Genomic DNA, 19,945 nt, shown 5'->3' with positions numbered 1-19,945 from the left:
CCGCCCATCCGCCCGCCACCCGCCTCGTTCGAGCAGTCGCGCACCCGCGTGTTCAACGCGTTCGCCGCGGAGCCGGTGGACGGAGACTGGAGCGCGCGCGCGTCCCGGACGCTCGACGATGCGTTCCGCTCGCACCTGCCTGGCACCTCCCGCGTGAAGTCGCTGGAGTGCCGCGCCACGCTCTGCCGCGTGGAGCTGGTGCACCGGGCCCAGGCGGACCACGGGGCCTTCCTGATGAACGGGCTGCGCACGTGGCCGGGCTCCGTCTTCATCGCCAACGAGGCGCAGGAGGGCAACGACTACGTGGTCACCCTGCTCGCGTCGAAGGAAGGCACGAACCCGCCGCTGTAGCGCGGCCCGGAGCCGGACACGGTGGGCGGCCCCTCACCGTGTCCGGGCCGGCATGTTCCGGGAGGAAGCGGGCTCAAGAGCGCCGCACGACACCCGCGCACGGCCCCCGGCGGATGCCCTACAGTCCGCCCCGAAATGAGCAGCCGCCCCACGCCCTCCCGCCGTCCCCTCTCCGGAGCGGGCCCCGTCATCCTCCACGCGCCCACCGACCCCGGCTGGCTGCCGCTGGCGCTCGCGAACTTCGACGCGGTGCTGGTGGACCACGCCCACTGCGAGAAGAAGGCCGCCGCCAACGCGCTCTCCATGCTCCAGGCCTACCCGGACCTGCCGGGCCTGCCGTCGCAGATGGCGCGCCTGGCCCGCGAGGAGAGCGCCCACCTGGCGCGCGTGCTGGACCTGATGGCCGCGCGCGGACTCACGCTCACCAAGGACGCCGGGGACCCGTACGCGCAGGGCTTGCAGAAGCACGTGCGCACGCCCGCCCTGGAGCGGCGCGTGGACCGCCTGCTCGTCGCCGCCATCATCGAAGCGCGCTCGTGCGAGCGGCTGTCCCTGCTCGCGGAGGGGCTCACCGACCCGGCGCTCGCCCGCTTCTACGGCGAGCTGGCCCAGTCCGAGGACGGCCACCAGTCCCTCTTCCACCGCCTGGCCGTCACCGCGTCCAACGGGGACGAGGCCGCCGTGGACGCGCGCCTGCAGCACCTGCTCGCGCAGGAGTCGCGAGTGCTCGCAGACGTGGGACTGCGCGCCGCCATCCACTGAAAGGCGCTTCACGCCTACGCGTGGAAGGGCCACACCACGGGCACGGCGAGCACGAGGAACACCACCAGCACCGCGGTCAGCGGAGTGCCCAGCCGGAAGAAGTCGGTGAACCGGTAGTGCCCGGGCCCGTAGACGAGCACGCAGCTGGGCTCCAGCGGGGTGATGAACGAACAACTGGCCGCCAGCGTGACGCCCATGGCGAAGGGGCGCACGTCCACGCCCAGCTGCGCCGCCGCGTTGAGCGCCACCGGCAGCACCACCAGCGCCGCGGCCTGATTGCTCATGGGCGCCGACAGCACGATGGTCAGCACCATCAACAGCGCCAGCACCGCGCGGGGCCCACCGTACGCGCCCAGCCGGGCCACGTGGTCGCCGACGAACTTCCCCGCGCCGCTCACCTCCATGGCCAGCCCCAGCGCCATCATGGCGCCAATGAGCAGCACCACCCGCCAGTCCACGCGGAACGCGGTGCGCGCGTCCACGCAGCCGGTGGCGATCATCAGCAGCATGCCGGTGAGCCCCGCCAGCGACAGCGGCACCCAGCCCAGGGAGCCCGCCGCCAGCGAGCCCAGGAAGATGACCACCGCGAGCAGCGCCTTCGCGTAGCGCGGCGGCTCGTACTCGTGGCCCTCCAGCACCATCAGCGTATGGGCCGGCGCCAGCTCCGCCACCTTCTGACGCGGACCGCGCAGGAGCAGCACGTCCCCCACCGACAGGGGCAGCGTGGACAGCGAGTGGTTGTGGTACGCGCGCCGCAGCAGCTGCAGCTTGGTGCTGCGCTGGATGGCGGGCCGGCGGTGCAGCCCCAGCGCCACCAGCCCGAAGCGCTCCACGAACAGCGTCTCCCGAAGGCTGCGTCCCACCAGCGGACTGCCGGGGGGCACGCTCACCTCCGCGAGCATCGACTCCGGCCCCTCCAGCTCCGCGTCCGACAGCCGCACGTCCGGCCGCAGCGCGAGCCCCTGCAGGTCCTTCACCCGCAGGATGTCCTCGCGCTTGCCCTCCACCACCAGCCGCTCCTGGCCTGTCAGCACGTACGACGGCTTCGCGGAGAGCGTCTCGCCGTCGAGCACCACGCCAATCACGCGCAGGCCCAGCCCTTCCGTGAGCTCCGCCAGGGGCTTGCCCACGTAGCGCGAGCCCTCCGGCACCACCGCCTCCGTGAGGTAGTCGCGCAGCGCGAAGCCCTCCGTGCCCGGCTTGCCTTCACGCGCGGGCAGCAGCCACCGCCCCAAGAGCACCACCACCGCGATGCCTATCAGCACCACCGGCAGGCCCACCGGCGCCAGCTCCGTCACGCCAATGGGCGCCATCCCCTGCCGCTTCAGCGCCGCGGACACCACCAGGTTCGTGGACGTGCCGAAGAGCAGCACCGTGCCGCCCAGCATGGACGCGTACGCCAGCGGCAGCAGCACCTTGCTGCGCGGCACCTTCGCCCGCTGCGCGGCGCCAATGGCCACCGGCAGGAAGGCCGCCGTCGTCACCGTGTTGGAGATGAACGAGGAGAACACCGCCACCACGCCCATCATCGCCAGCACGAACACCTGGTGGCCGAAGCGCGCGAAGAACGCCATCCGCTGCCCGACCATCTGCACCACGCCCGTGGCGGCGAGCCCCTGGGTCATCGCCAGCAGGGTGAAGATGAAGATGACGGTGTCGTTGCTGAAGCCCTCGAACGCCTGTGCCGGCGTCAGCACCCCGGAGAGCGCCAGCAGACACACCACCACCAGCGAGGTGAACTCGATGGGGATGGTGTCAATGGAAAACAGGACCAACGCGACAACGATGACGGCCAGGACGAGAGCGATGGACATGGAGGAGGCGTGCGCACCCTCAACCTGGGCACGGCGCGCTGCGCTGCCAGCGTGTGCCGCACCGCGCCGTTTACTGATGAGCGACTGGAGGCTGATAAGTGGAATTAGGCCAAAGCGGTCGAAAGTCCGGTTGACTGCCGGACGTCAGTTGCTTTTGGGGCCTGGGTCCAGAAGGTTTGGTGTTCCTTCCGCTGTAGGGTTTCGCCCCCTCGCGAAGTCGCGAAACGCGGGAGACCCGACCCATGAAACACCCCGAGGAAACCTCCATGGCTTCGACGCAAGCGGCCGCCGCCACCGAGCAGGCGCCCACGAAGAACCCCACGCTGCTGGCATGGGTGGCCAAGATGGCCGCGATGACCCAGCCGGACCGCATCGTCTGGTGCGACGGCTCCGAGGCTGAGAAGCAGCGCCTCACCGAGCAGGCGGTGAAGGACGGCACGCTCATCCCGCTCAACCCGCAGAAGCGCCCTGGCTGCTACCTGCACCGCTCCAACCCCAACGACGTGGCGCGCGTCGAGCACCTCACGTTCATCTGCACGCCGAACAAGACGGACGCGGGCCCCACCAACAACTGGATGGAGCCGGACGAGGCCTACACGAAGCTGGGCCTGCTGTTCGAAGGCTGCATGAAGGGCCGCACCATGTACGTGGTGCCCTACGCCATGGGCCCGCTGGGCAGCCCCTCCACGAAGATTGGCGTGGAGCTGACGGACAGCGACTACGTGGTCCTCAACATGCGGATCATGACCCGCATGGGGAAGGCCGCGCTGGACATGCTGGGCGACAGCGACGACTTCAACCGCGGCCTGCACTCCACGGGTGACGTGAACCCGGACCGCCGCTACATCTGCCACTTCCCCCAGGACAACACCATCTGGAGCTTCGGCTCCGGATATGGCGGCAACGTGCTGCTGGGGAAGAAGTGTCTGGCGCTGCGCATCGGCAGCTACCTGGGCCGCGAGGAGGGCTGGCTGGCCGAGCACATGCTCATCCTGGGCGTCACCAGCCCCAAGGGTGAGACGACCTACGTCGCCGCCGCCTTCCCGTCCGCGTGTGGCAAGACGAACTTCGCCATGATGATCCCGCCCAAGGAGTACGCGGGCTGGAAGATCGAGACCGTCGGCGACGACATCGCCTGGATGCGCCCCGGTCCGGATGGCCGCCTGTACGCCATCAACCCGGAGGCCGGCTACTTCGGCGTGGTGCCCGGCACCAACAACAAGACCAACCCCAACGCCATGGAGACCATCTCCAAGGACACGCTCTTCACCAACGTGGCGCTCACGCCGGATGGTGACGTGTGGTGGGAGGGCAAGGACGGCGAGGTCCCCGAGGAGCTCATCGACTGGCAGGGCCGCCCCTGGAAGAAGGGCAGCGCTGAGAAGGCGGCGCACCCGAACAGCCGCTTCACCGCGCCCATGAGCAACAACCCGGTGCTGAGCGCCAAGGCGAACGACCCCATGGGCGTTCCCATCAGCGCCATCATCTTCGGCGGCCGCCGCTCCAACACCATCCCGCTGGTCATCCAGGCCTTCAACTGGACCCACGGCGTGTTCCTGGGCGCCACCATGGGCTCCGAGACGACGGCGGCGGCCACCGGCAAGGTGGGCGTCGTGCGCCGCGACCCCATGGCCATGCTGCCCTTCTGCGGCTACCACATGGGCGACTACCTCCAGCACTGGCTGGACATGCAGAAGTCCATCCCGCAGCTGCCGAAGATCTTCCAGGTCAACTGGTTCCGCCAGGACAAGAACGGCAAGTTCATCTGGCCGGGCTTCGGGGACAACATGCGCGTCCTCGAGTGGATCGTGAACCGCGTGCAGGGCCGCGTCCCCACGCAGGAGACGCTGCTGGGCTGGGTGCCGCGCCAGGACCAGGGCCTCAACCTGAACGGCCTGGACCTGTCCGCGGAGGCCGTCCAGGAGGCCACCTCCATCAAGGAGGACGAGTGGAAGTCCGAGCTCAAGAGCCAGGAGGTCTTCTTCGAGCAGCTGGGCACCAAGGCCCCCGAGGCCCTGATGCTCCAGCGCAAGCTGCTCATCGCGCGCCTGGACGGCTGATCGCCGTCTGACGCCTTTTGAAGGCCCTTCCGGGGCTGCTTCCTCCCTGTTGCTACAGGGTGGGGGTGGCCCCGGCGCTTTTTTAAGGGGGCCAGCGCTTCGACGGCCGGAATGTTCGGCGCTAGGCTCCCCGCCCCATGAGACTGGTTTTCGTGTTGTCGCTGGCGCTTGCGCTGGCGCCGGGGTCCGCCCTGGCGCAGCGGGGTGGCTCCAAGGTCAACGTGCAGGCCCTGCTGAAAGAGGGCAAACGCCTCTATGACGCAGGCAAGTACCGCGAGGCGGCGGAGGCGCTGAAGCAGGCCAACGAGGCGCAGCCGCACCCGCGGCTCGTCTACAACATCGCCGTGGCGCTGGAGTACGCGGGCGAGCCCCGCGAGGCGATGACCTTCTACCGGCAGTACGTCACGTCCTCCAGCGAGGACACCGACCCCGCGCTGCTGAAGAACAGCAACCGCGCCATCGACCGGCTGCGCGTGCAGCTGGACCGCGAGGACCAGGCGCAGGCGGTGGCGGACGCGGACCGCAAGCGCCTGGAGGCGGAGGCCGATGCCGCGCGGCAACAGGCCGAAGCCGAGCAGGCCGCGGCCCGGCGCGCGGAGGACGAGAGCGAGCGCCAGAAGCAGGCGGAGCTGAACCGGGCCATCAAGTCCTACCGCAACCAGCGCATCGCGGCGTTCGCCACGGGCGGCGTGGCGGTGCTGGGCGTGGGCGCGGGAGTGCTCTTCGGGCTGCAGGCGCGCGACCAGCGCGAGCAGTTCGACAAGTCCAGCACGCTCGCGGACAAGCAGCGGCTGTCGGACAGCACCAAGAGCAAGGCGCTGCTCGCGGACATCGGCTTCGGCGTGGGGCTCGCGGGAGCCATCACCGCCATCATCCTGTATCCCAAAGAGGGCCCTCCCGCGCAGGGCGAGGTCCGCGTGACGCTCGCGCCGCGCGGCGCCGGGGTCGGCATGGAGGGTCGTTTCTGATGCGCGCGCTGGGAATGATGACGTTGGGAATGGCGCTGCTGTCGTCCGGGTGCAGCTTCACCACGGCGGGCGGCCTGTCCGAATGCACGACGAGCAGCGACTGCGACAGCAACAGCGTCTGCACCTCCGGGTTCTGCCTGCCGCAGCCCGCGGGATGCGGCCAGGTGGTGGGCGCCACGTCCGCGGCGAACCCCATCGTGCTGGGCGCGGCGCTGCCGCTGACCAACGCGAGCGGCAACGCGGAGATTGAACAGCAGCGCTTCAACGGCCTGAAGCTGGCCCTGGATGAAGTGAACCAGGCGCAGGGCGTGGGTGGCCGTCAGTTCGTCATGTACGTCTGCGACACCGGCGCGGACGTGAACCGGGCGGTGAACCAGGCCGACTGGCTGGTGAACGACAAGGGCGTGGTGGCGATGTTCAGCGCGGGCAGCGCGCAGACGCTCGCCATCCACGAAATCACCACGCCCAAGAACGTGCTCTTGATGAGCCATACCGCGACGAGCTCCGCGTTCACCACGCTGTCGGACAAGAACGGCAACAGCGTGGGGCTGGTCTGGCGCACCACGCCCTCGGACGTGCTCCAGGGCCGCGTCATCGCGAACGTGCTCCAGGGCGTCACGGCCATCAACGACCCGGGCGTGACCTTCACGCCTCCGGCCAAGGTGGGCGTGGCGTACGTCAGTGACTCGTACGGCACCGGCCTGTTCGACGCCATCCAGAACCGCATCCCCAACAAGGACAACGTCGCGGGCGCTCAGTACAACCGCAACGAGGCCGTGAGCGGCGCGGTGAGCCGGCTGGTGTCCTTCAAGCCGGACATGACGGTGCTGGCGGGCTTCCCCGAGGACAACTCGCGCCTGCTGCTGGAGGCCATCGACGCGAAAGTGGGCACGGCATTCGGCAACCGCTGGTTCCTCACCGACGCCAGCAAGGACCGCACGCTGCTGACCTCCCGCAAGGAGGTCGAGACGGAGCTCTCTGGCACGTACGGCACCGCCCCCGCGTCCGCGCGCCCCAACGACTCCACCTACAAGCTCTTCGCGGACCGCTTCATCACGGCCTACAGCACGGACCCCGGGCAGTACTCCTTCACCGCGCACGCGTACGACGCCATGTACCTCGTGGCGCTGGGCTCGGCGTACGCGGTGGGCGGGGACACCAACAACCCGCAGCCGGTGACCGGCCCGCGCATCGCGGAGGGGCTCACGAAGCTGACGCCCGCCTCCGGCCAGACGGCGACCAGCTACCCCCTGGGCTCCACGCAGTTCACCGCGGCGCGCGAAGCACTGCGCGGCGGCGCAGTCATCGACGTCAAGGGCGCCAGCGGCGAGCTGAACTTCAACAACGAGACGGGCGAGGCGCCCTCCCCCTACGAGCTGTTCAAGGTGACGGGCACCACCTTCAGGACCGTGCAGCTCATCGACCCGCCGACGGACTGAGCACGCGCAAGAGCGGCACCAGGGCGGCGGTGAAGACCTCGGGCGTCGGCAGCAACGACAGCACGAGGTACGCACCGCCGCCGAAGTCGTAGAAGTAGCCCGGCTGCACGCGCACCCCCTCCTCCAGGAGCCGCAGGCAGGTGGCCTCCTCGCCGGGGTGATGGGGGATGCGCAGCACCGCGCTCCAGCCGCCGTGCGAGGGCACCACGTCCCACGCGGCGTCCGCCGGGCGCGCTCGAATCAACCGCTCCCGGTTGTGCCTCACCCGCTCCAGCAGCGCCTGCTGGAAGCGCGGCGCGTGCGCGAGGAGCGACGGCAGCGCGAGCTGCACGGGTGTGGCCACCGACAGCGCCGCGTCCGCCACGTCCTCCAGCCGGGCCAGGGCCTCGTCGCGCGCGTGCGCGGGGCCGCCCACGTGCAGCCACGCCAGCTTGAGGCCGGGCAGGCCCGCCACCTTGGACAGGCCGGAGAGCGAGAAGGTCAGGCACGGCAGCCGCCGCCCCGCCACGGACGTCACCCGTCCCTCTTCCTCATCCCACGCGAAGTCGGAGAACACCTCGTCGCAGATGAGCGCCAGGCCATGGCGCGAGCACACGTCCGCGAGCGCATGGAGTTCGCCCTCGTGCAGGAAGTGGCCGGTGGGGTTACCGGGGTTCACCACCACCACCGCGCGCGTGCGGGCGTCCACGGCGGACTCCACCCGGGCCGCGTCCAGGCCGAAGCCGTGCACGGCGGGCAGGCGGTAGGAGCGCGCGTGCACGCCCTCCAGGCGAGCCAGGACGTCCACCAGTGGGTAGCCGGGCGCGGGGAGCAGAACGTTGTCCCCCGGGTCGCACAGGAGCTTGAGGAGCCAGCCGTAGGCTTCGCTGGTGCTGGCGGAGAGGACGACGTGCGCGGCCTCCACGGACGCGCCCCGTTGGCGCAGGTGCGCGGCCACGGCCTCGCGCGCGGTGGGCAGGCCGAAGGGCTCCGGTGCGTAGCGGAAGGGCTCGGGGAGGGCCCCGAGGTCCACGTCCGGTGGGGACAGCCCCACGCGCGTGGGGTTGGTCTCCGCCAGGTCCAGCAGGGGCAGCCCGCGCGCGTGGCGCTCGGCGACGGCCTGGGAGAGCGGGTTGGGGGTGCGCGGGAAGGCGGTGCGGAGCGAGAAGCGGCTCACAGCCCCGTCTGGAGCATGGCGCTGGCCACGCGGCGGATCAGCTCGCGGCGCAGTTCCAAGCGGCAGTGCTCGATGGCCTTCTCATGCGGCCGGGGCAGTTCCGGATTCCGGGTGCGGATCGCGGTGCGCAGAACCAGCTCGACCTTCGTCGGCTCAATCTGGAACAGCCGCGGACCGTCTTTCTGGAGGAAGTAGGACAGCCCGCGCTGTTCGATGAGCTTCTTGAAGAAGCGCCGGACGTCCGCGAGGAGCGTGATGTCGATGATGTCCGCCATTCGTGCCCGGCTTTCTCGCGCGGAAAAAACGGGACGTCCAGATCACGGCCACCACCACGCGAAAACTTGCGCGACCTGTAGCACGCACCTTTCCGCCGAACGCGGCGGAGGCCGATTTATCGGGCCCGCGCGCGTTCGGGCACCAGCGGCGCCAGCGCGCGCCGGAACGCCATCCGGCGCTTTCTTGCATCCTCCACATACGGCACGGGCCCCAGGACCTCCACGCCATGGCGGGCCTCCAGGTAGCGACGGTTGTCCCGCTCCGCCAGGTCACGTCCGGGCACCCCGCGCGACAGCACCACCGCTCGCACGGACACCTTGCGAGCCGCCAGCGCCTCCAGCGACAGCGCGACATGGTTGAGCGTGCCCAGCCCCGCGCGCGCCACCAGCACCACGGGCAGGCGGAAGGCCTGGATGAGGTCCACCACGTCGCGCTTGGAATCCACCGGGACGAACAGCCCTCCGGCCCCCTCCACCACCACGGCTCCGCCCTGCAGCCGCTTCCACGCCGCGAGCGTCACGCGGAAGTCCGGCTCCGTTCCCAGTCGCGACGCCGCGATGCCCGGGGCCAGCGGCGCCTTGAAGCGGTGCGGGCAGATGGCCTCCACCGGCAGCGTGCTGCCCGCGGCCTCGCGCATGGCGAGCGCGTCCGCCGGGGCCTTGAGGGACGCACAGCCGCTCTCGTAGGGCTTGAAGCCCTGGGGCTCATGGCCCGCGTCCCTCAGGAGCGACAGCAGCGCGCACGACACCTGCGTCTTGCCCACGCCGGTGTCCGTGCCGGTGACGAAGAACTGGAGTGCCTCAGGGGCCACGGGAGACTCCCACCCGGCGCAGGGCCTCCAGCGCCAGGTCGATGTGGCCCGTCGTGTGGGCCGCGGAGAGACAGAAGCGGAGCCGGCTGGTGCCGTCCGGCACGGTGGGCGGGCGGATGGCCTTCACCAAGAGGCCCGCCTCGCGAAGGCGCTTCGCCGCGTCCAGCGCGCGCGAGGGCTCGCCCAGGATGACCGGGAAGATGGCGCTCCGGGGTTCAGCGGGCAGTCCCAGCGCGCGCAGACCGTCAGTGAAACGGTGGATGTGGCCCCACAGCCGCTCGCGAGGGGCGGGGTCGTGCTCCACCAGGTCCACTGCGCACTCGGCGGCGGCGCACAGGGCGGCGGGCAGCGCGGTGGAGTAGACGAACGGCCGGGCGCGGCTGACCAGCAGGTCCGCCACCGCGCGCGAGGTGGCCACGTACGCGCCCAGCCCGCCCAGCGCCTTGCTCAGCGTGCCCATGCGCAGGTCCACCCGGTCCTCCACGCCCAGCGCCTCGCACAGGCCCGCGCCGCGCGCGCCCAGGACTCCGGTGGCGTGCGCCTCATCCACCATCAGCGCGGCGCCGTGGGCCTCGCACGCGGCTAGAAGCTCCCGCAGCGGGGCCACGTCCCCATCCATGGAGAACACGCTGTCGGTGACCACCAGCTTGCGCCGCGCGGGCGTCTCCGCGAGCGCGCGGGTAAGCGCGGCCACGTCCGCGTGCGGGTAGACGACGACGCGCGCGCGGGACAGCCGGCAGCCGTCCACCAGCGAGGCGTGGTTGAGGGCGTCGGAGAACACCGCGTCGCCGGGGCCCACCAGCGCGGGCAGGATGCCGGTGTTGGCCGCGTAGCCGGAGTTGAAGAGGCGCACGGCCTGGGCGCGCTCGAAGCGGGCGAGCCGCGCCTCCAGCCGCTGGTGCGGCACCATGTCCCCCACCACCAGGCGGCTGGCGCCCGTGCCCACGCCGTAACGCTCCAGCGCGGACGCGGCGGCGGCGCGCACGGCGGGCGACGCCGCGAGCCCCAGGTAGTCATTGGAGGAGAAGTTGACCAGCCGCTCGTCCCCCACGCGCACCTCCGCGCCCTGGGGTGAGTCGAGCGGCTCCAGCGCGCGGCGAAGGCCCTTCGCTGACAGAGCCTCCAGGTCCTCGCGCGCCCAGCCGTCCGCGACGTGGGAGGCGGACTTCACCGGTCCTGCCGGGGCTCCAGGGGGCGGATGCCCGCCTTCTCCAGGAGCGCCATGTCCTGGGTGTACTCGGGGTTGCCGGTGGTGAGCAGCTTCTCCCCGAAGAAGAGCGAGTTGGCGCCCGCCATCATGCAGAGCAGCTGCGCCTCCTCGTTCATCTGCATGCGGCCCGCGGAAAGGCGCACCATGGACTGGGGCATGAGCAGGCGCGCGGTGGCGATGGTGCGCACCATCGCCACCGTCTCCACGCGGTGCTGCTCCGCGAGCGGCGTGCCCTCCACGGGCACGAGCGCGTTGATGGGCACCGACTCCGGGTGCACCTCCTGGTTGGCCAGCGTGCGCAGCAGGTTGCAGCGGTCTTCCACGGACTCGCCCATGCCGATGATGCCGCCGCAGCACACGGAGATGCCCGCGTCGCGCACCCGGTCGAGCGTCTTCAGCCGGTCGTCATAGGTGCGGGTGGAGATGATGTCGCCGTAGTGTTCCGGGGACGTGTCCAGGTTGTGGTTGTACGCGGACAGGCCCGCCTCGCGAAGGCGCTTCGCCTGGCTGTCGGAGAGCATGCCCAGCGTGGCGCACGCCTCCATGCCCAGGGCCCGCACGCCCTTCACCATCTCCAGCACGCTGTCGAACTGCGGGCCGTCCTTCACCTCGCGCCACGCGGCGCCCATGCAGAAGCGGGTGGCCCCGGCCTGGCGGGCCTGCGACGCGGCGGCCAGCACGTCCGGCACCGCCATCAGCTTCTCCGCCTTGACGCCCGTCTTGTAGCGCGCCGCCTGCGGGCAGTACGCGCAGTCCTCCGGACACCCGCCCGTCTTGATGGAGAGCAGCGAGCAGAGCTGCACCTTGTTCTCCACGAACACCTGCCGGTGCACCGTCTGCGACTTGTGCATCAGGTCCAGGAGCGGCAACTGGTACAGCGCCTTCACCTCCGCGAGCGACCAGTCGTGCCGCACCGTCACCCCTTCCGGGACAGGGGCGGCGTGGTGGGCGTGGCCGTGGAAGGACTCGGCGGTGTCGGACATGCGGGCTCCTGGGGAGGCGTCAGGAGGCCGACGGTGCGTGGCCCGGGGGCCATTGTCAACGCTCTTGGGCAAGTGGGTTGACGAGCCCCCCTTCCCCTCTGGGAAGCCCGCAAAACAGAAGGGACGTCCGTGCGTGACACGGACGTCCCTGCCTGTCTCCCGCCTCATCGGTCGAGGAGCCTGCGAACTAGACGTGGACGCGACGGCCGCGGCCGGCGAGCCCCACGAGGAACAGCACGACCAGTGCGCCCAGGACGGAGAACAGCAGGCCCGTGGGATGCAGGTCGAAGACCCGGCCGTCACGGGAGAACAGCGACCCGACGAAGCCGCCCACGAACGAGCCGGCGATGCCCAGCAGCGTGGTGGCGATGAGCCCCATCGACTGGTTGCCCGGCATGATGGCCCGAGCGATGAGACCCGCGACCAGACCAATCACCAGAAACGCGATAATCCCCATGGCACTCTCCCTGTGTGGGGGGCGCGCTGTTTCGCGTCGCCCGTGGACCAGAAAGTGGGATGCCCCGCCCTGTAGGGCAACTCGCTACCTGATCCACGCCATGACGCTTGCCTGCTCTCCTGGCATGGCGCGCGCATGAGGCGGGGAAACGTCAGGGGTCTGGGGTAGACACTCCAACCCATGGCGAAGGCGAAGACGCACTACACCTGTCAGGCCTGCGGCTACCAGACGGCGAAGTGGCTCGGGAAGTGTCCGGACTGCGGGGCCTGGAGCTCGCTCCTGGAGGAGACCGAAGCGAAGGTGGACGACAAGCGCCCGGCGTGGGGCGCGTCCGGGGGCGCCTCCAAGCCGGTGAAGCTGCAGGACGTGACGGCGGAGACGGAGGTGCGCCGGCGCACGGGCATCACGGAGTTCGACCGCGTCCTGGGCGGCGGCGTGGTGGGCGGCTCGCTGGTGCTGTTGGGCGGCGACCCGGGCATCGGCAAGTCCACGCTGCTGCTGGCGGCGCTGGACAAGCTGTCGCGGCACGGGCCGGTGCTCTACGTGTCGGGTGAAGAGAGCCTGCGGCAGACGAAGATGCGCGCGGAGCGCCTGCGGGTGGAGAGTGAGGCCATCCACCTGTTCGCGGAGACGGACGCGGACCGGGTGCTCCAGGCGGCGGAGGCGCTGAAGCCGCAGGCGCTGGTGGTGGACTCCATCCAGACCATGTACCTGCCGGAGCTGGGCAACGCGCCGGGCAGCATCACCCAGGTGCGCGAGGTGGCGGGCCGGCTGATGGCGTTCGCCAAGCGCAGCGGAGTGCCCACGTTCCTGGTGGGCCACGTGACGAAGGAAGGCTCCATCGCGGGTCCCCGGGTGCTGGAGCACATGGTGGACACGGTCCTCTACTTCGAGGGCGAGCGCGGCCACCCGTTCCGGCTCCTGCGCGCGCACAAGAACCGCTTCGGCAGCACCAACGAGATTGGCGTCTTCGAGATGAAGGGCGCGGGGCTGATGGAGGTGGCGGACCCCTCCGCGCTGTTCCTCTCCGAGCGTCCGCAGGGCAAGTCCGGCAGCGTGGTGACGAGCACGCTCAACGGCACGCGGCCGCTGTTGGTGGAGGTGCAGGCGCTGGTGGCGCCCACGGGCTACGGCACGGCGCGGCGCACGGCGATTGGCGTGGACGGCAACCGCGTGGCGCTGCTGGCGGCGGTGCTGGAGAAGAAGGAGGAGATTCCCCTGGTGGGCTGCGACCTGTTCGTCAACGTGGCGGGCGGCATGCAGTTGAGCGAACCGGCGTGCGACCTGGCGGTGTGCGCGGCGCTGGTGAGCAGCCTGCAGAACCGTCCGTTGGACGCGAAGACGCTGGTGCTGGGAGAGGTGGGGCTCGCGGGCGAGGTGCGCGCGGTGGGCCAGGTGGAGCCGAGGCTCGCGGAGGCCGCGAAGATGGGCTTCCAGCGGGTGGTGCTGCCGGCGGGCAGCGCGCGGCGCGTGGAGAAGACGAAGCTCCAGGTGGTGGGCGTGGAGACCCTGAGCGAAGCGCTGGCGGCGATGTTCGACTGACGTCTGGGGCGTCAGTGCTTGTGCAGCATCCAGGACACGTCCGGCACGCGCGTGGGCTTCGTGAGGGTGGGCAGGTCGAAGAAGGCGTCGCGGCCCAGGGTGGCGATGAGCTGGCCTTCCGCGGCGTCGCCTTCCGGGGTCATGGCCTGGGTGGGGAGCTCATAGGGCTGGACGAGGACGAGCCCCCCGTCGAGTGACTGGCGCTGGGACGCGGGGATGGCGTCCAGGCGCGGGCCGAAGAGGTCCACGAAGGGGGCGCCGAAGATGTTGCGCCAGTAGAGGCCGGAGAGGCCTTCGCTGTAGTCGCGCACGTTGAATTCGAGGCTGGAGCCGAAGCCATCCTCGTGCGGGACCAAACGCCAGTTCTTGCGGTCGAAGTCGTCATCGATTCCGGACTGGGCAAGGGGAGAGCCCAGCAGGTGCATGATTTCGACGACCTGACGCAGATGGGCGTCGCGCCAGCGGGCCTTCCGGGCTTCCACGATGGACGTCATCCAGGAGAATGCTCCGGCGAAGGGGTACTCCCCGAAGCGCTCCGGGGAGATATGGATGAAGTCCCGATCCGTCTTGGCACCGATGAAGAAGTGTTTGGACTCGTCGTAGAAGACCGTAGGGACATCCGGATTGAAGGAGCCGGGCTCCAACCGTTCCCTCATGCCGACGCCCCCGTAGCGCACGGGGTGAAACCAGCGGCCTCCCAAAAAGAACCGGCTGATGAGCTCACGAATGGTGTTCGTCGGCGGCACACCTGGGGGCAGTGAGAACCGGGTCTTCAAATAGCGCAGAGCCATCAACCACCCTCAAGGGAAGAACCGGATGTTGGCACGGCCCAATTGCTTGAGTTCTTCGATTTCTTTTCGCAGTGGGCTCGTGAGCCGTGTCGCGCCCTCGGGATGTTTGGCGGAGCGGATCCAGAGTTCAATGGAACCACCATAACGCTTCACATAGTCCAGCATGGCTTCCACATTGCCCGTGAGCGCCAGCTCCTTGCGGCCCTTCACCTCGACGAAGTCGTAGGGGCTGCCCCAGACCAGGTCGCCTTTGTGTCCCGTCACGGAATCCGGGACGAAGCCCTGGGCCTTGCTGCCGGGCGGCGGAAACAAGAGGTCCGTGTTCTTCGGCAGCTTCCCGCTCTGGAGCACGGACTGTTCGAACGCACTGCCCGCGCCCTTGTTCTTGATGACCGTCTGGTAGAGCCGCTCCCACTCCGGATCCACGGCGTACCTGAAGCTCCGGTACTTCTCCGGGTGACGGAACTGGTAGTCCACCCACGCCTGCGCCAGGTGCTCCGCGCTGCCCGGCACCAGCCGCGCGCCCTCCGCCGTCGCCCGTGAGCCCACCAGTGCCACGCGCTTGCCCCGGGCCAACACACGCCCCGCCTCCGCGAGCGGCACTTCCAGCCGCTTCGCCAGGGCCCGCAGCTTCTCCACGTCCTCCGCGGACACGGACTCGCCGCGTCCCGCCGCGCGCAGCACCTGGCGAAGCTCCTGGGCCTCCCGCGGCGACAGGTGCTGCACCACCCGCTGCAACACCTGCACCTCACGCAGGCTCCGCCCCGTGAGCAGCGCGACGCGCTCCGCCCCCTGCGCGCCTTCCGACAGCAGGCGCCCCGACACCACCGGCAGCGCCACGCTCACCGCGCACAGCAGCCGCTCGCCGTCCGTCAGCGGGTATCCCAGGAGGCTCTGCCCCAGCACCACGCCGCCCACGTCCGCCACCTCTCCGGTGACGGGCAGCAGCCCCAGGGCGATCTCCAGCACCACCTCCTCCGGCGGAATGCCCGGAGGCTCTCGCGCCGGATCCCATACCGGAGGCGCGAAGCGGCCCGCCTCCACCGCGGACGCAAGGAGGCTGTCGCGTGCCAGCAGGTAGAGCGCCACCTCACTGGGGCTCTTGCGCGGGAAGTCCGGATCCTCCGTGTGCGTGGACGCCCAGTCCAGCACCGCATCCACCAGCGCCAGCTGCGTCTCTTCGTAGAGCGCGCTCTCGGTGAGCAGCCCATCGCTCCCGAGCCGGCGGAAGTGCGCGTCCGCCAGGACCTGACGGCGCGCATCCGCCCAGCGATAGAACTCCTCCAGCTTCGCCTCCGCCCGCGCGGACCGCTTGCCGTCCTCGAGCAGGGCCCGGGCGTGCTTCGCCTTCAGCCGCAGGTACACCTCCAGCGGCTCGTCCCGCGCGAGCTCCTCCTCCGTCCGCGCGGACGCCCAGAGCATCAGGTCGTTGAGCGCGGCATGGCCCACCTGACGCTCCGTCTCCATCACGGCGGGCTGCTTCAAGGCGGCTCGCTTCTCGCGGATGAACGCGAGGTAGCGGCCCAACTCCTCTCCTCCAACGGTGCCGCTCGGACCCGCGCCGCCCCAGGCGCCATCCCGCTTGAACGAAGCCGGGGATGCACTGTGATAGCGCTCGTAGCCGTGCATCCCCACCGGCAGGGTCCGGGAGCCCGGCGTCCCGCAGGCCGTGAGCGACAGGACCAGCACCAGCCCCGCGCTGAATCGTCCCAGCCATCCTGTCAGCATGACGCGCCCCCTCAATCACTCACATCTACCAGTCGTGTCTGACGTGTTTCGGGAGCCACTTCCTGACGCACGGGACATTCACGCGTGTCCCATCCAAGACATCCCCAGCGGCCCACGCCATCCCTCCTCTGGGGGATTCCCCGCTGCTTTCCGGAACGCGGAACAAGGACTGGCCACGGACGGGGGCATGCCGTTTGATGCGGGGGTGCCAGGAGCACCGCCCCGATGACGCATCGACCCCCTTCCTCCCGTCTGCGGGACGCGCTGGGCTCGCTGTCCGCGCGGCTCTTGCTGGCGTTCCTCCTGCCCACCCTGCTCTTCTTGTCACTCGCGGGCGCTTCCGTGTACGCGCTGGCCCGCGCGAGCCTGGAGGACGAGCTGGGCGCGAGCCTGTCCGCGCTCGCCGCCGCCACCGCCAGCCAGGTCAGCGGCGAGCGCATGCTCACCATCGAGCCCGGCGACGACGTGTCCGGCACCCGCACCTGGCGCGCCCTCGTGCGCCTGCTGGATGGCGTGCGCACCGCGAGCGGCGTGCGCCGGGTCTACGCCGTGGACGCGCGGGGTCGCGTGCGCGCGGACGCGGGCGGCAACCTGCCCGTGGGCATCGAGCTGCCGGACCTCGCGCGCGACCGGCTGGAGCTGACGCGCGTCCTCGCTGGCAGGCGCGCCGCCAGTCAGGTGCTCTTCACCGGCTCCGACGGGCTGCTCTACAAGACGGGCTATGCCCCCGTGGTCCAGGACGGACAGGTGGTGGGCGCCATCGGCGTGGAGGGCAGCGCGGCCTTCTTCGGACCGCTGCGGCGGCTGTGGCGCACCTTCGTCATGGCCAGCGCCGTGGCGCTCGTCGCGCTCGCCATCATCGCCGTCATCACCGCCCAGGGACTGGCCCGTCCGCTGCGGCGGCTGATGGACTCCGCGCTGCGAATCGGCCGGGGGGACCTGGCCACACCCGTGCCGCCGGAGCCCACCCGCGAAATCGGCGTGCTCGCGCGCGAGCTGGAGGTCATGCGCGGCGCGCTGGAGAGCCGGGACCGGCAGCTCAAGCTCATGCTCGCGGGCGTGGCCCATGAGGTGCGCAACCCGCTGGGCGGCATCGCGCTCTTCTCCGGCCTGTTGCAGGAGGACCTGCGCGCGGGCGCCCACGCGGACGCGAACAGCCACGTGGACCGCATCCAGCGCGAGGTCGCCTACCTCCAGCGCATCGTCGAGGACTTCCTCGCCTTCGCCCGCGAACAGCCGCTGGCGCGTGCGCCCATGGAAGCGCCCGACCTCGTCTCCAACGCGTGCGAGCTGCTCTCCGCGGAGGCGCACAACAAGGGCGTGGCCCTGGACGTGGCCGCCGCGCCCGCGCACCTGGAGGCGGATGGCAGCCTGCTGACCGCCGCGCTCGTGAACCTGGTGAAGAACGCCGTGCAGGCCGCGCCCGCCGGAAGCCAGGTGCGGATCCGCGGCGAGGTGCGCGACGGGCGCTATGCCATCGACGTCCAGGACTCGGGCCCGGGCGTGCCCGAAGCCGAGCGCGAGCGCATCTTCGAGCCCTTCTTCACCACCCGCGAACAGGGCACCGGGCTGGGCCTGCCGCTCGCGCGCAAAATCGTCCGGGCCCACGGCGGCGAGCTCTCCCTGCGCTCCAGCCCGGGAGAGACCGTCTTCACGCTGTCGCTGCCCTGTCCCGCCCCCGGAGCTGTGGCGGCACCGGCGTACTGACGGACTCCGCCTCCTGGACGTCGAACTGCAGCGCCATCTGCCCCACCTCTCCGGAGACGACCTGCAACGTCCGCGTGGCCTCCTGCGTGGAGGACAGCCGGCGCAGGGTGCCGTCCATCAGCTGCGACAGGTCCGCGATGGCGGTGGCGATCTGCGCGAAGGCGGCGTTCTGCTGCGTCACCGCGTTGGCGATCTTCCGCGCCGCATCGGAGCTCTCCTGCGAGCTGTGCGACAGCGCGCGCAGGGACTCGCCGGAGGCGCGCATCTGGTCCAACCCCGCGGCCACCTGACGGCCGCCCTGCTCGCTCATGGACGCCGCGTCGCGGATGCCCTGGCTGATCTCCGCGAGGATGTTGCGGATGCGCCGGGTGGCCTGGACGGACTGGTCCGACAGCCCGCGGATCTCCTTCGCCACCACCGCGAAGCCCTTCCCCGCCTCGCCCGAGCGCGCCGCCTCGATGGCCGCGTTGACGGCGAGCAGGTGGGACTGGTCCGCCAGTTCCTTCACCGCGCCGGTGATTTCCCCAATCTGGACCGTGCTCTCCTCCAGGCGGGACAGCCGCTGCTGGATGCCGGACACCGCGCCGCGGATGGCCGCCAGCCCCTCCAGGCTCAGGACCACCGCGGTCTCGCCCTGCTGGCCCATCGCCTCCGCACGGCGGGCCACGCGCAGGACCTCCTCCGCGGAGTCCGAGGCGATGCGCGACGCCCGCCGCAGCTCTTCCGACGTCACCTGCGCCTCGTGCAGCGCCGCCGCCTGCCGGGTGAGGCCCTGCTGCTGCTCGTCGTTCGACACGCGCAGCTCCGTTCCGGCCTCGCCCAGCCGCTGCGCGGAGGTCTGAAGCAGCCGGGGAAACCTCCGCAGCCGGGACAGCGCCCCATTCATCCCCGACGCCAGGTCGCCCATCTCGTCCGTGGACACCCAGCGCGGCGAGCGGATCCGCCCGGACGCCAGGCCGGAGATGGCGCCATGCACCGCGCCCGCGCTCGTCGCCTGCCGCCTCGCCAGCATCCACGTGGTGCAGGCCGGCAGCACGAACACCAGCGCGCCCACCCAGGGCAGCGCGAAGCCCAGGTCCGCGAACAGCGAGCTGCCCACATCATCCAGCCGCGACGCGGCCCGCAACGCCCCGTCCGCCAGCAGCACCTCCTTCAGCTGGGTGCGCACCCCCAGCAGCTTCACCCCCACCACGCACGCGCTCAGCACCACCGTGGCGAAGATGGTGGACAGGAACGTGAGCGGCAGGAACCACGACTGCCGGGGCCAGAAGAGGCCCGAGCCCGCGGGCGCCGTCTCCGGATGCGCGTCCTGTTCGCGCAGCGCCCACGGCAGCGCCAGCCGCTCCAGCCCCAGCGCGATGGGGAACGCCACCACCACGCCGAAGCAGAACGCGATGAGCGTGCCCAGCCCCAGCCGGAACCAGTCCTTGCCGAACCACAGACACACCGGGAGGCTGAAGAAGAAGCCGCCCAGCGTCCACGCCGCGCAGGTGGTGAAGACCATGGAGCGCCAGGGCAGCTCCAGGACGCGCCGCAGCCGGTCTCCCGGTCCATCCCCGGGGCGACGCCGCAAGGCCTGGCCCGCCAGCCACCGCAGCGTCACATAGGGATGCAGCAGCCCGAACACCAGCACGATGAACGGCAGCACGGTGGCCGTGACGAGCAATCCCTCCTGGCTCGACAGCCCCACCGCCATCGCGATGAGGTAGGCGCAGACGATGGAGGGCGGCAGCACCCACCGCAGGAACAACCACATCCCACGCCAGGCCAGCTCCCGGATGTCTTGAGTTTCATTCATGTGCGTACGCCCCCCGTCCGGTCCAGCGGAAGGCCGGACCGGCGTGCATCGCGACCTGTGTCATCACCGCCAATGAAACGGATGCTTCAGCC

The 19,945-nt window shown here is 70.6% G+C and carries 16 protein-coding genes and 1 pseudogene; 7 read left to right on the top strand and 10 right to left on the bottom strand.

Annotated features, from left to right (window positions below; genetic code table 11):
* Both D7Y21_RS41910 and D7Y21_RS25230 read left to right on the top strand, forming a co-directional pair.
* Nucleotides 1-351: pseudogene (locus D7Y21_RS41910) on the top strand (hypothetical protein); the annotation flags it as partial.
* 135 nt (nucleotides 352-486) lie between these two features.
* Entirely contained in the window at nucleotides 487-1,113 is a 627-nt protein-coding gene (locus D7Y21_RS25230) for a tRNA-(ms[2]io[6]A)-hydroxylase (protein ID WP_120561886.1), read from the top strand.
* A gap of 14 nt (nucleotides 1,114-1,127) precedes the next feature.
* On the opposite strand, the gene D7Y21_RS25225 is transcribed toward D7Y21_RS25230, so the two are convergent.
* Nucleotides 1,128-2,927: an SLC13 family permease gene (locus D7Y21_RS25225; protein WP_120561887.1), complete on the bottom strand. Its 1,800-nt coding sequence runs from the start codon at nucleotides 2,925-2,927 to the stop codon at nucleotides 1,128-1,130.
* A 266-nt stretch (nucleotides 2,928-3,193) separates the two neighbouring features.
* On the opposite strand from D7Y21_RS25225, the gene D7Y21_RS25220 reads away from it, so the two are divergent.
* The 3 genes from D7Y21_RS25220 (at nucleotide 3,194) to D7Y21_RS25210 (ending at nucleotide 7,394) form a co-directional block, all read left to right on the top strand.
* Nucleotides 3,194-4,987, top strand: a complete 1,794-nt coding sequence (locus D7Y21_RS25220) for a phosphoenolpyruvate carboxykinase (GTP) (protein ID WP_120561888.1) — start codon at nucleotides 3,194-3,196, stop codon at nucleotides 4,985-4,987.
* Nucleotides 4,988-5,124: 137 nt separating this feature from the next.
* Nucleotides 5,125-5,955, top strand: a complete 831-nt coding sequence (locus D7Y21_RS25215) for a tetratricopeptide repeat protein (protein ID WP_120561889.1) — start codon at nucleotides 5,125-5,127, stop codon at nucleotides 5,953-5,955.
* Nucleotides 5,955-7,394, top strand: a complete 1,440-nt coding sequence (locus D7Y21_RS25210; RefSeq protein ID WP_120561890.1) for an ABC transporter substrate-binding protein — start codon at nucleotides 5,955-5,957, stop codon at nucleotides 7,392-7,394. Before D7Y21_RS25215 ends, D7Y21_RS25210 begins: the two co-directional genes overlap by 1 nt.
* On the opposite strand, the gene D7Y21_RS25205 is transcribed toward D7Y21_RS25210, so the two are convergent.
* The 6 genes from D7Y21_RS25205 to D7Y21_RS25180 form a co-directional block, all read right to left on the bottom strand.
* Nucleotides 7,372-8,550, bottom strand: a complete 1,179-nt coding sequence (locus D7Y21_RS25205) for a pyridoxal phosphate-dependent aminotransferase (protein ID WP_121716190.1) — start codon at nucleotides 8,548-8,550, stop codon at nucleotides 7,372-7,374. The genes D7Y21_RS25210 and D7Y21_RS25205 overlap by 23 nt on opposite strands.
* A complete protein-coding gene (locus tag D7Y21_RS25200; protein WP_120561892.1) occupies nucleotides 8,547-8,825 on the bottom strand; it encodes a hypothetical protein in 279 nt (92 codons plus the stop codon). The genes D7Y21_RS25205 and D7Y21_RS25200 overlap by 4 nt, the downstream gene beginning before the upstream one ends.
* A gap of 116 nt (nucleotides 8,826-8,941) precedes the next feature.
* Nucleotides 8,942-9,637 (bottom strand): dethiobiotin synthase, encoded by a 696-nt coding sequence (gene bioD / locus D7Y21_RS25195; protein ID WP_121716188.1) that lies wholly within the window; start codon nucleotides 9,635-9,637, stop codon nucleotides 8,942-8,944.
* A complete protein-coding gene (gene bioF, locus D7Y21_RS25190) occupies nucleotides 9,627-10,808 on the bottom strand; it encodes an 8-amino-7-oxononanoate synthase (protein ID WP_121716186.1) in 1,182 nt (393 codons plus the stop codon). Before bioF ends, bioD begins: the two co-directional genes overlap by 11 nt.
* The gene (gene bioB / locus D7Y21_RS25185) at nucleotides 10,805-11,830 is read right to left on the bottom strand and encodes a biotin synthase BioB (protein ID WP_121716184.1); all 1,026 of its coding nucleotides are present in this window, start codon (nucleotides 11,828-11,830) and stop codon (nucleotides 10,805-10,807) included. Before bioB ends, bioF begins: the two co-directional genes overlap by 4 nt.
* A 187-nt stretch (nucleotides 11,831-12,017) precedes the next feature.
* Nucleotides 12,018-12,287 carry a GlsB/YeaQ/YmgE family stress response membrane protein gene (locus D7Y21_RS25180; protein WP_120561896.1) on the bottom strand — a complete coding sequence of 90 codons (270 nt, stop codon included), beginning with the start codon at nucleotides 12,285-12,287 and terminating at the stop codon, nucleotides 12,018-12,020.
* A gap of 180 nt (nucleotides 12,288-12,467) precedes the next feature.
* Between D7Y21_RS25180 and radA the strand changes: the two genes are divergently transcribed.
* Complete coding sequence (gene radA / locus D7Y21_RS25175; RefSeq protein ID WP_120561897.1) at nucleotides 12,468-13,829, top strand: DNA repair protein RadA; 1,362 nt, start codon at nucleotides 12,468-12,470, stop codon at nucleotides 13,827-13,829.
* An 11-nt stretch (nucleotides 13,830-13,840) separates the two neighbouring features.
* On the opposite strand, the gene D7Y21_RS25170 is transcribed toward radA, so the two are convergent.
* Both D7Y21_RS25170 and D7Y21_RS43510 read right to left on the bottom strand, forming a co-directional pair.
* Nucleotides 13,841-14,485, bottom strand: coding sequence for a hypothetical protein (locus tag D7Y21_RS25170; RefSeq protein WP_147469369.1), 645 nt, complete (start codon nucleotides 14,483-14,485; stop codon nucleotides 13,841-13,843).
* 144 nt (nucleotides 14,486-14,629) lie between these two features.
* Nucleotides 14,630-16,348 (bottom strand): hypothetical protein, encoded by a 1,719-nt coding sequence (locus tag D7Y21_RS43510; RefSeq protein ID WP_121716179.1) that lies wholly within the window; start codon nucleotides 16,346-16,348, stop codon nucleotides 14,630-14,632.
* A 225-nt stretch (nucleotides 16,349-16,573) separates the two neighbouring features.
* On the opposite strand from D7Y21_RS43510, the gene D7Y21_RS25160 reads away from it, so the two are divergent.
* On the top strand, nucleotides 16,574-18,055 hold the full coding sequence (locus D7Y21_RS25160) for a HAMP domain-containing sensor histidine kinase (protein WP_121716177.1): 1,482 nt from the start codon (nucleotides 16,574-16,576) through the stop codon (nucleotides 18,053-18,055).
* Here D7Y21_RS25160 and D7Y21_RS25155 read toward each other — a convergent pair.
* Nucleotides 18,000-19,853: a methyl-accepting chemotaxis protein gene (locus tag D7Y21_RS25155; protein ID WP_121716175.1), complete on the bottom strand. Its 1,854-nt coding sequence runs from the start codon at nucleotides 19,851-19,853 to the stop codon at nucleotides 18,000-18,002. The genes D7Y21_RS25160 and D7Y21_RS25155 overlap by 56 nt on opposite strands.
* Nucleotides 19,854-19,945 lie beyond the last annotated feature (92 nt).

It is taken from the genome of Corallococcus sp. AB045, from assembly GCF_003668895.1.
Classification (GTDB): Bacteria; Myxococcota; Myxococcia; order Myxococcales; family Myxococcaceae; genus Corallococcus; species Corallococcus coralloides.
Note: the sequence above shows the minus strand (reverse complement) of the source record. Positions and strands in the feature narration are given on the sequence as shown.

What these genes read in the sequence shown, in the direction of transcription:
- D7Y21_RS25220 (WP_120561888.1), top strand. Translation starts at nt 3,194, where the DNA reads ATGGCTTCGACGCAAGCGGCCGCCGCCACCGAGCAGGCGCCCACGAAG.
- D7Y21_RS25155 (WP_121716175.1), bottom strand. Translation starts at nt 19,853, where the DNA reads ATGAATGAAACTCAAGACATCCGGGAGCTGGCCTGGCGTGGGATGTGG.
- D7Y21_RS25225 (WP_120561887.1), bottom strand. Translation starts at nt 2,927, where the DNA reads ATGTCCATCGCTCTCGTCCTGGCCGTCATCGTTGTCGCGTTGGTCCTG.
- D7Y21_RS25210 (WP_120561890.1), top strand. Translation starts at nt 5,955, where the DNA reads ATGCGCGCGCTGGGAATGATGACGTTGGGAATGGCGCTGCTGTCGTCC.
- D7Y21_RS25170 (WP_147469369.1), bottom strand. Translation starts at nt 14,485, where the DNA reads ATGAGGGAACGGTTGGAGCCCGGCTCCTTCAATCCGGATGTCCCTACG.
- D7Y21_RS43510 (WP_121716179.1), bottom strand. Translation starts at nt 16,348, where the DNA reads ATGCTGACAGGATGGCTGGGACGATTCAGCGCGGGGCTGGTGCTGGTC.
- bioB (WP_121716184.1), bottom strand. Translation starts at nt 11,830, where the DNA reads ATGTCCGACACCGCCGAGTCCTTCCACGGCCACGCCCACCACGCCGCC.
- D7Y21_RS25230 (WP_120561886.1), top strand. Translation starts at nt 487, where the DNA reads ATGAGCAGCCGCCCCACGCCCTCCCGCCGTCCCCTCTCCGGAGCGGGC.
- D7Y21_RS25180 (WP_120561896.1), bottom strand. Translation starts at nt 12,287, where the DNA reads ATGGGGATTATCGCGTTTCTGGTGATTGGTCTGGTCGCGGGTCTCATC.
- D7Y21_RS25160 (WP_121716177.1), top strand. Translation starts at nt 16,574, where the DNA reads ATGACGCATCGACCCCCTTCCTCCCGTCTGCGGGACGCGCTGGGCTCG.
- D7Y21_RS25200 (WP_120561892.1), bottom strand. Translation starts at nt 8,825, where the DNA reads ATGGCGGACATCATCGACATCACGCTCCTCGCGGACGTCCGGCGCTTC.
- radA (WP_120561897.1), top strand. Translation starts at nt 12,468, where the DNA reads ATGGCGAAGGCGAAGACGCACTACACCTGTCAGGCCTGCGGCTACCAG.
- D7Y21_RS25215 (WP_120561889.1), top strand. Translation starts at nt 5,125, where the DNA reads ATGAGACTGGTTTTCGTGTTGTCGCTGGCGCTTGCGCTGGCGCCGGGG.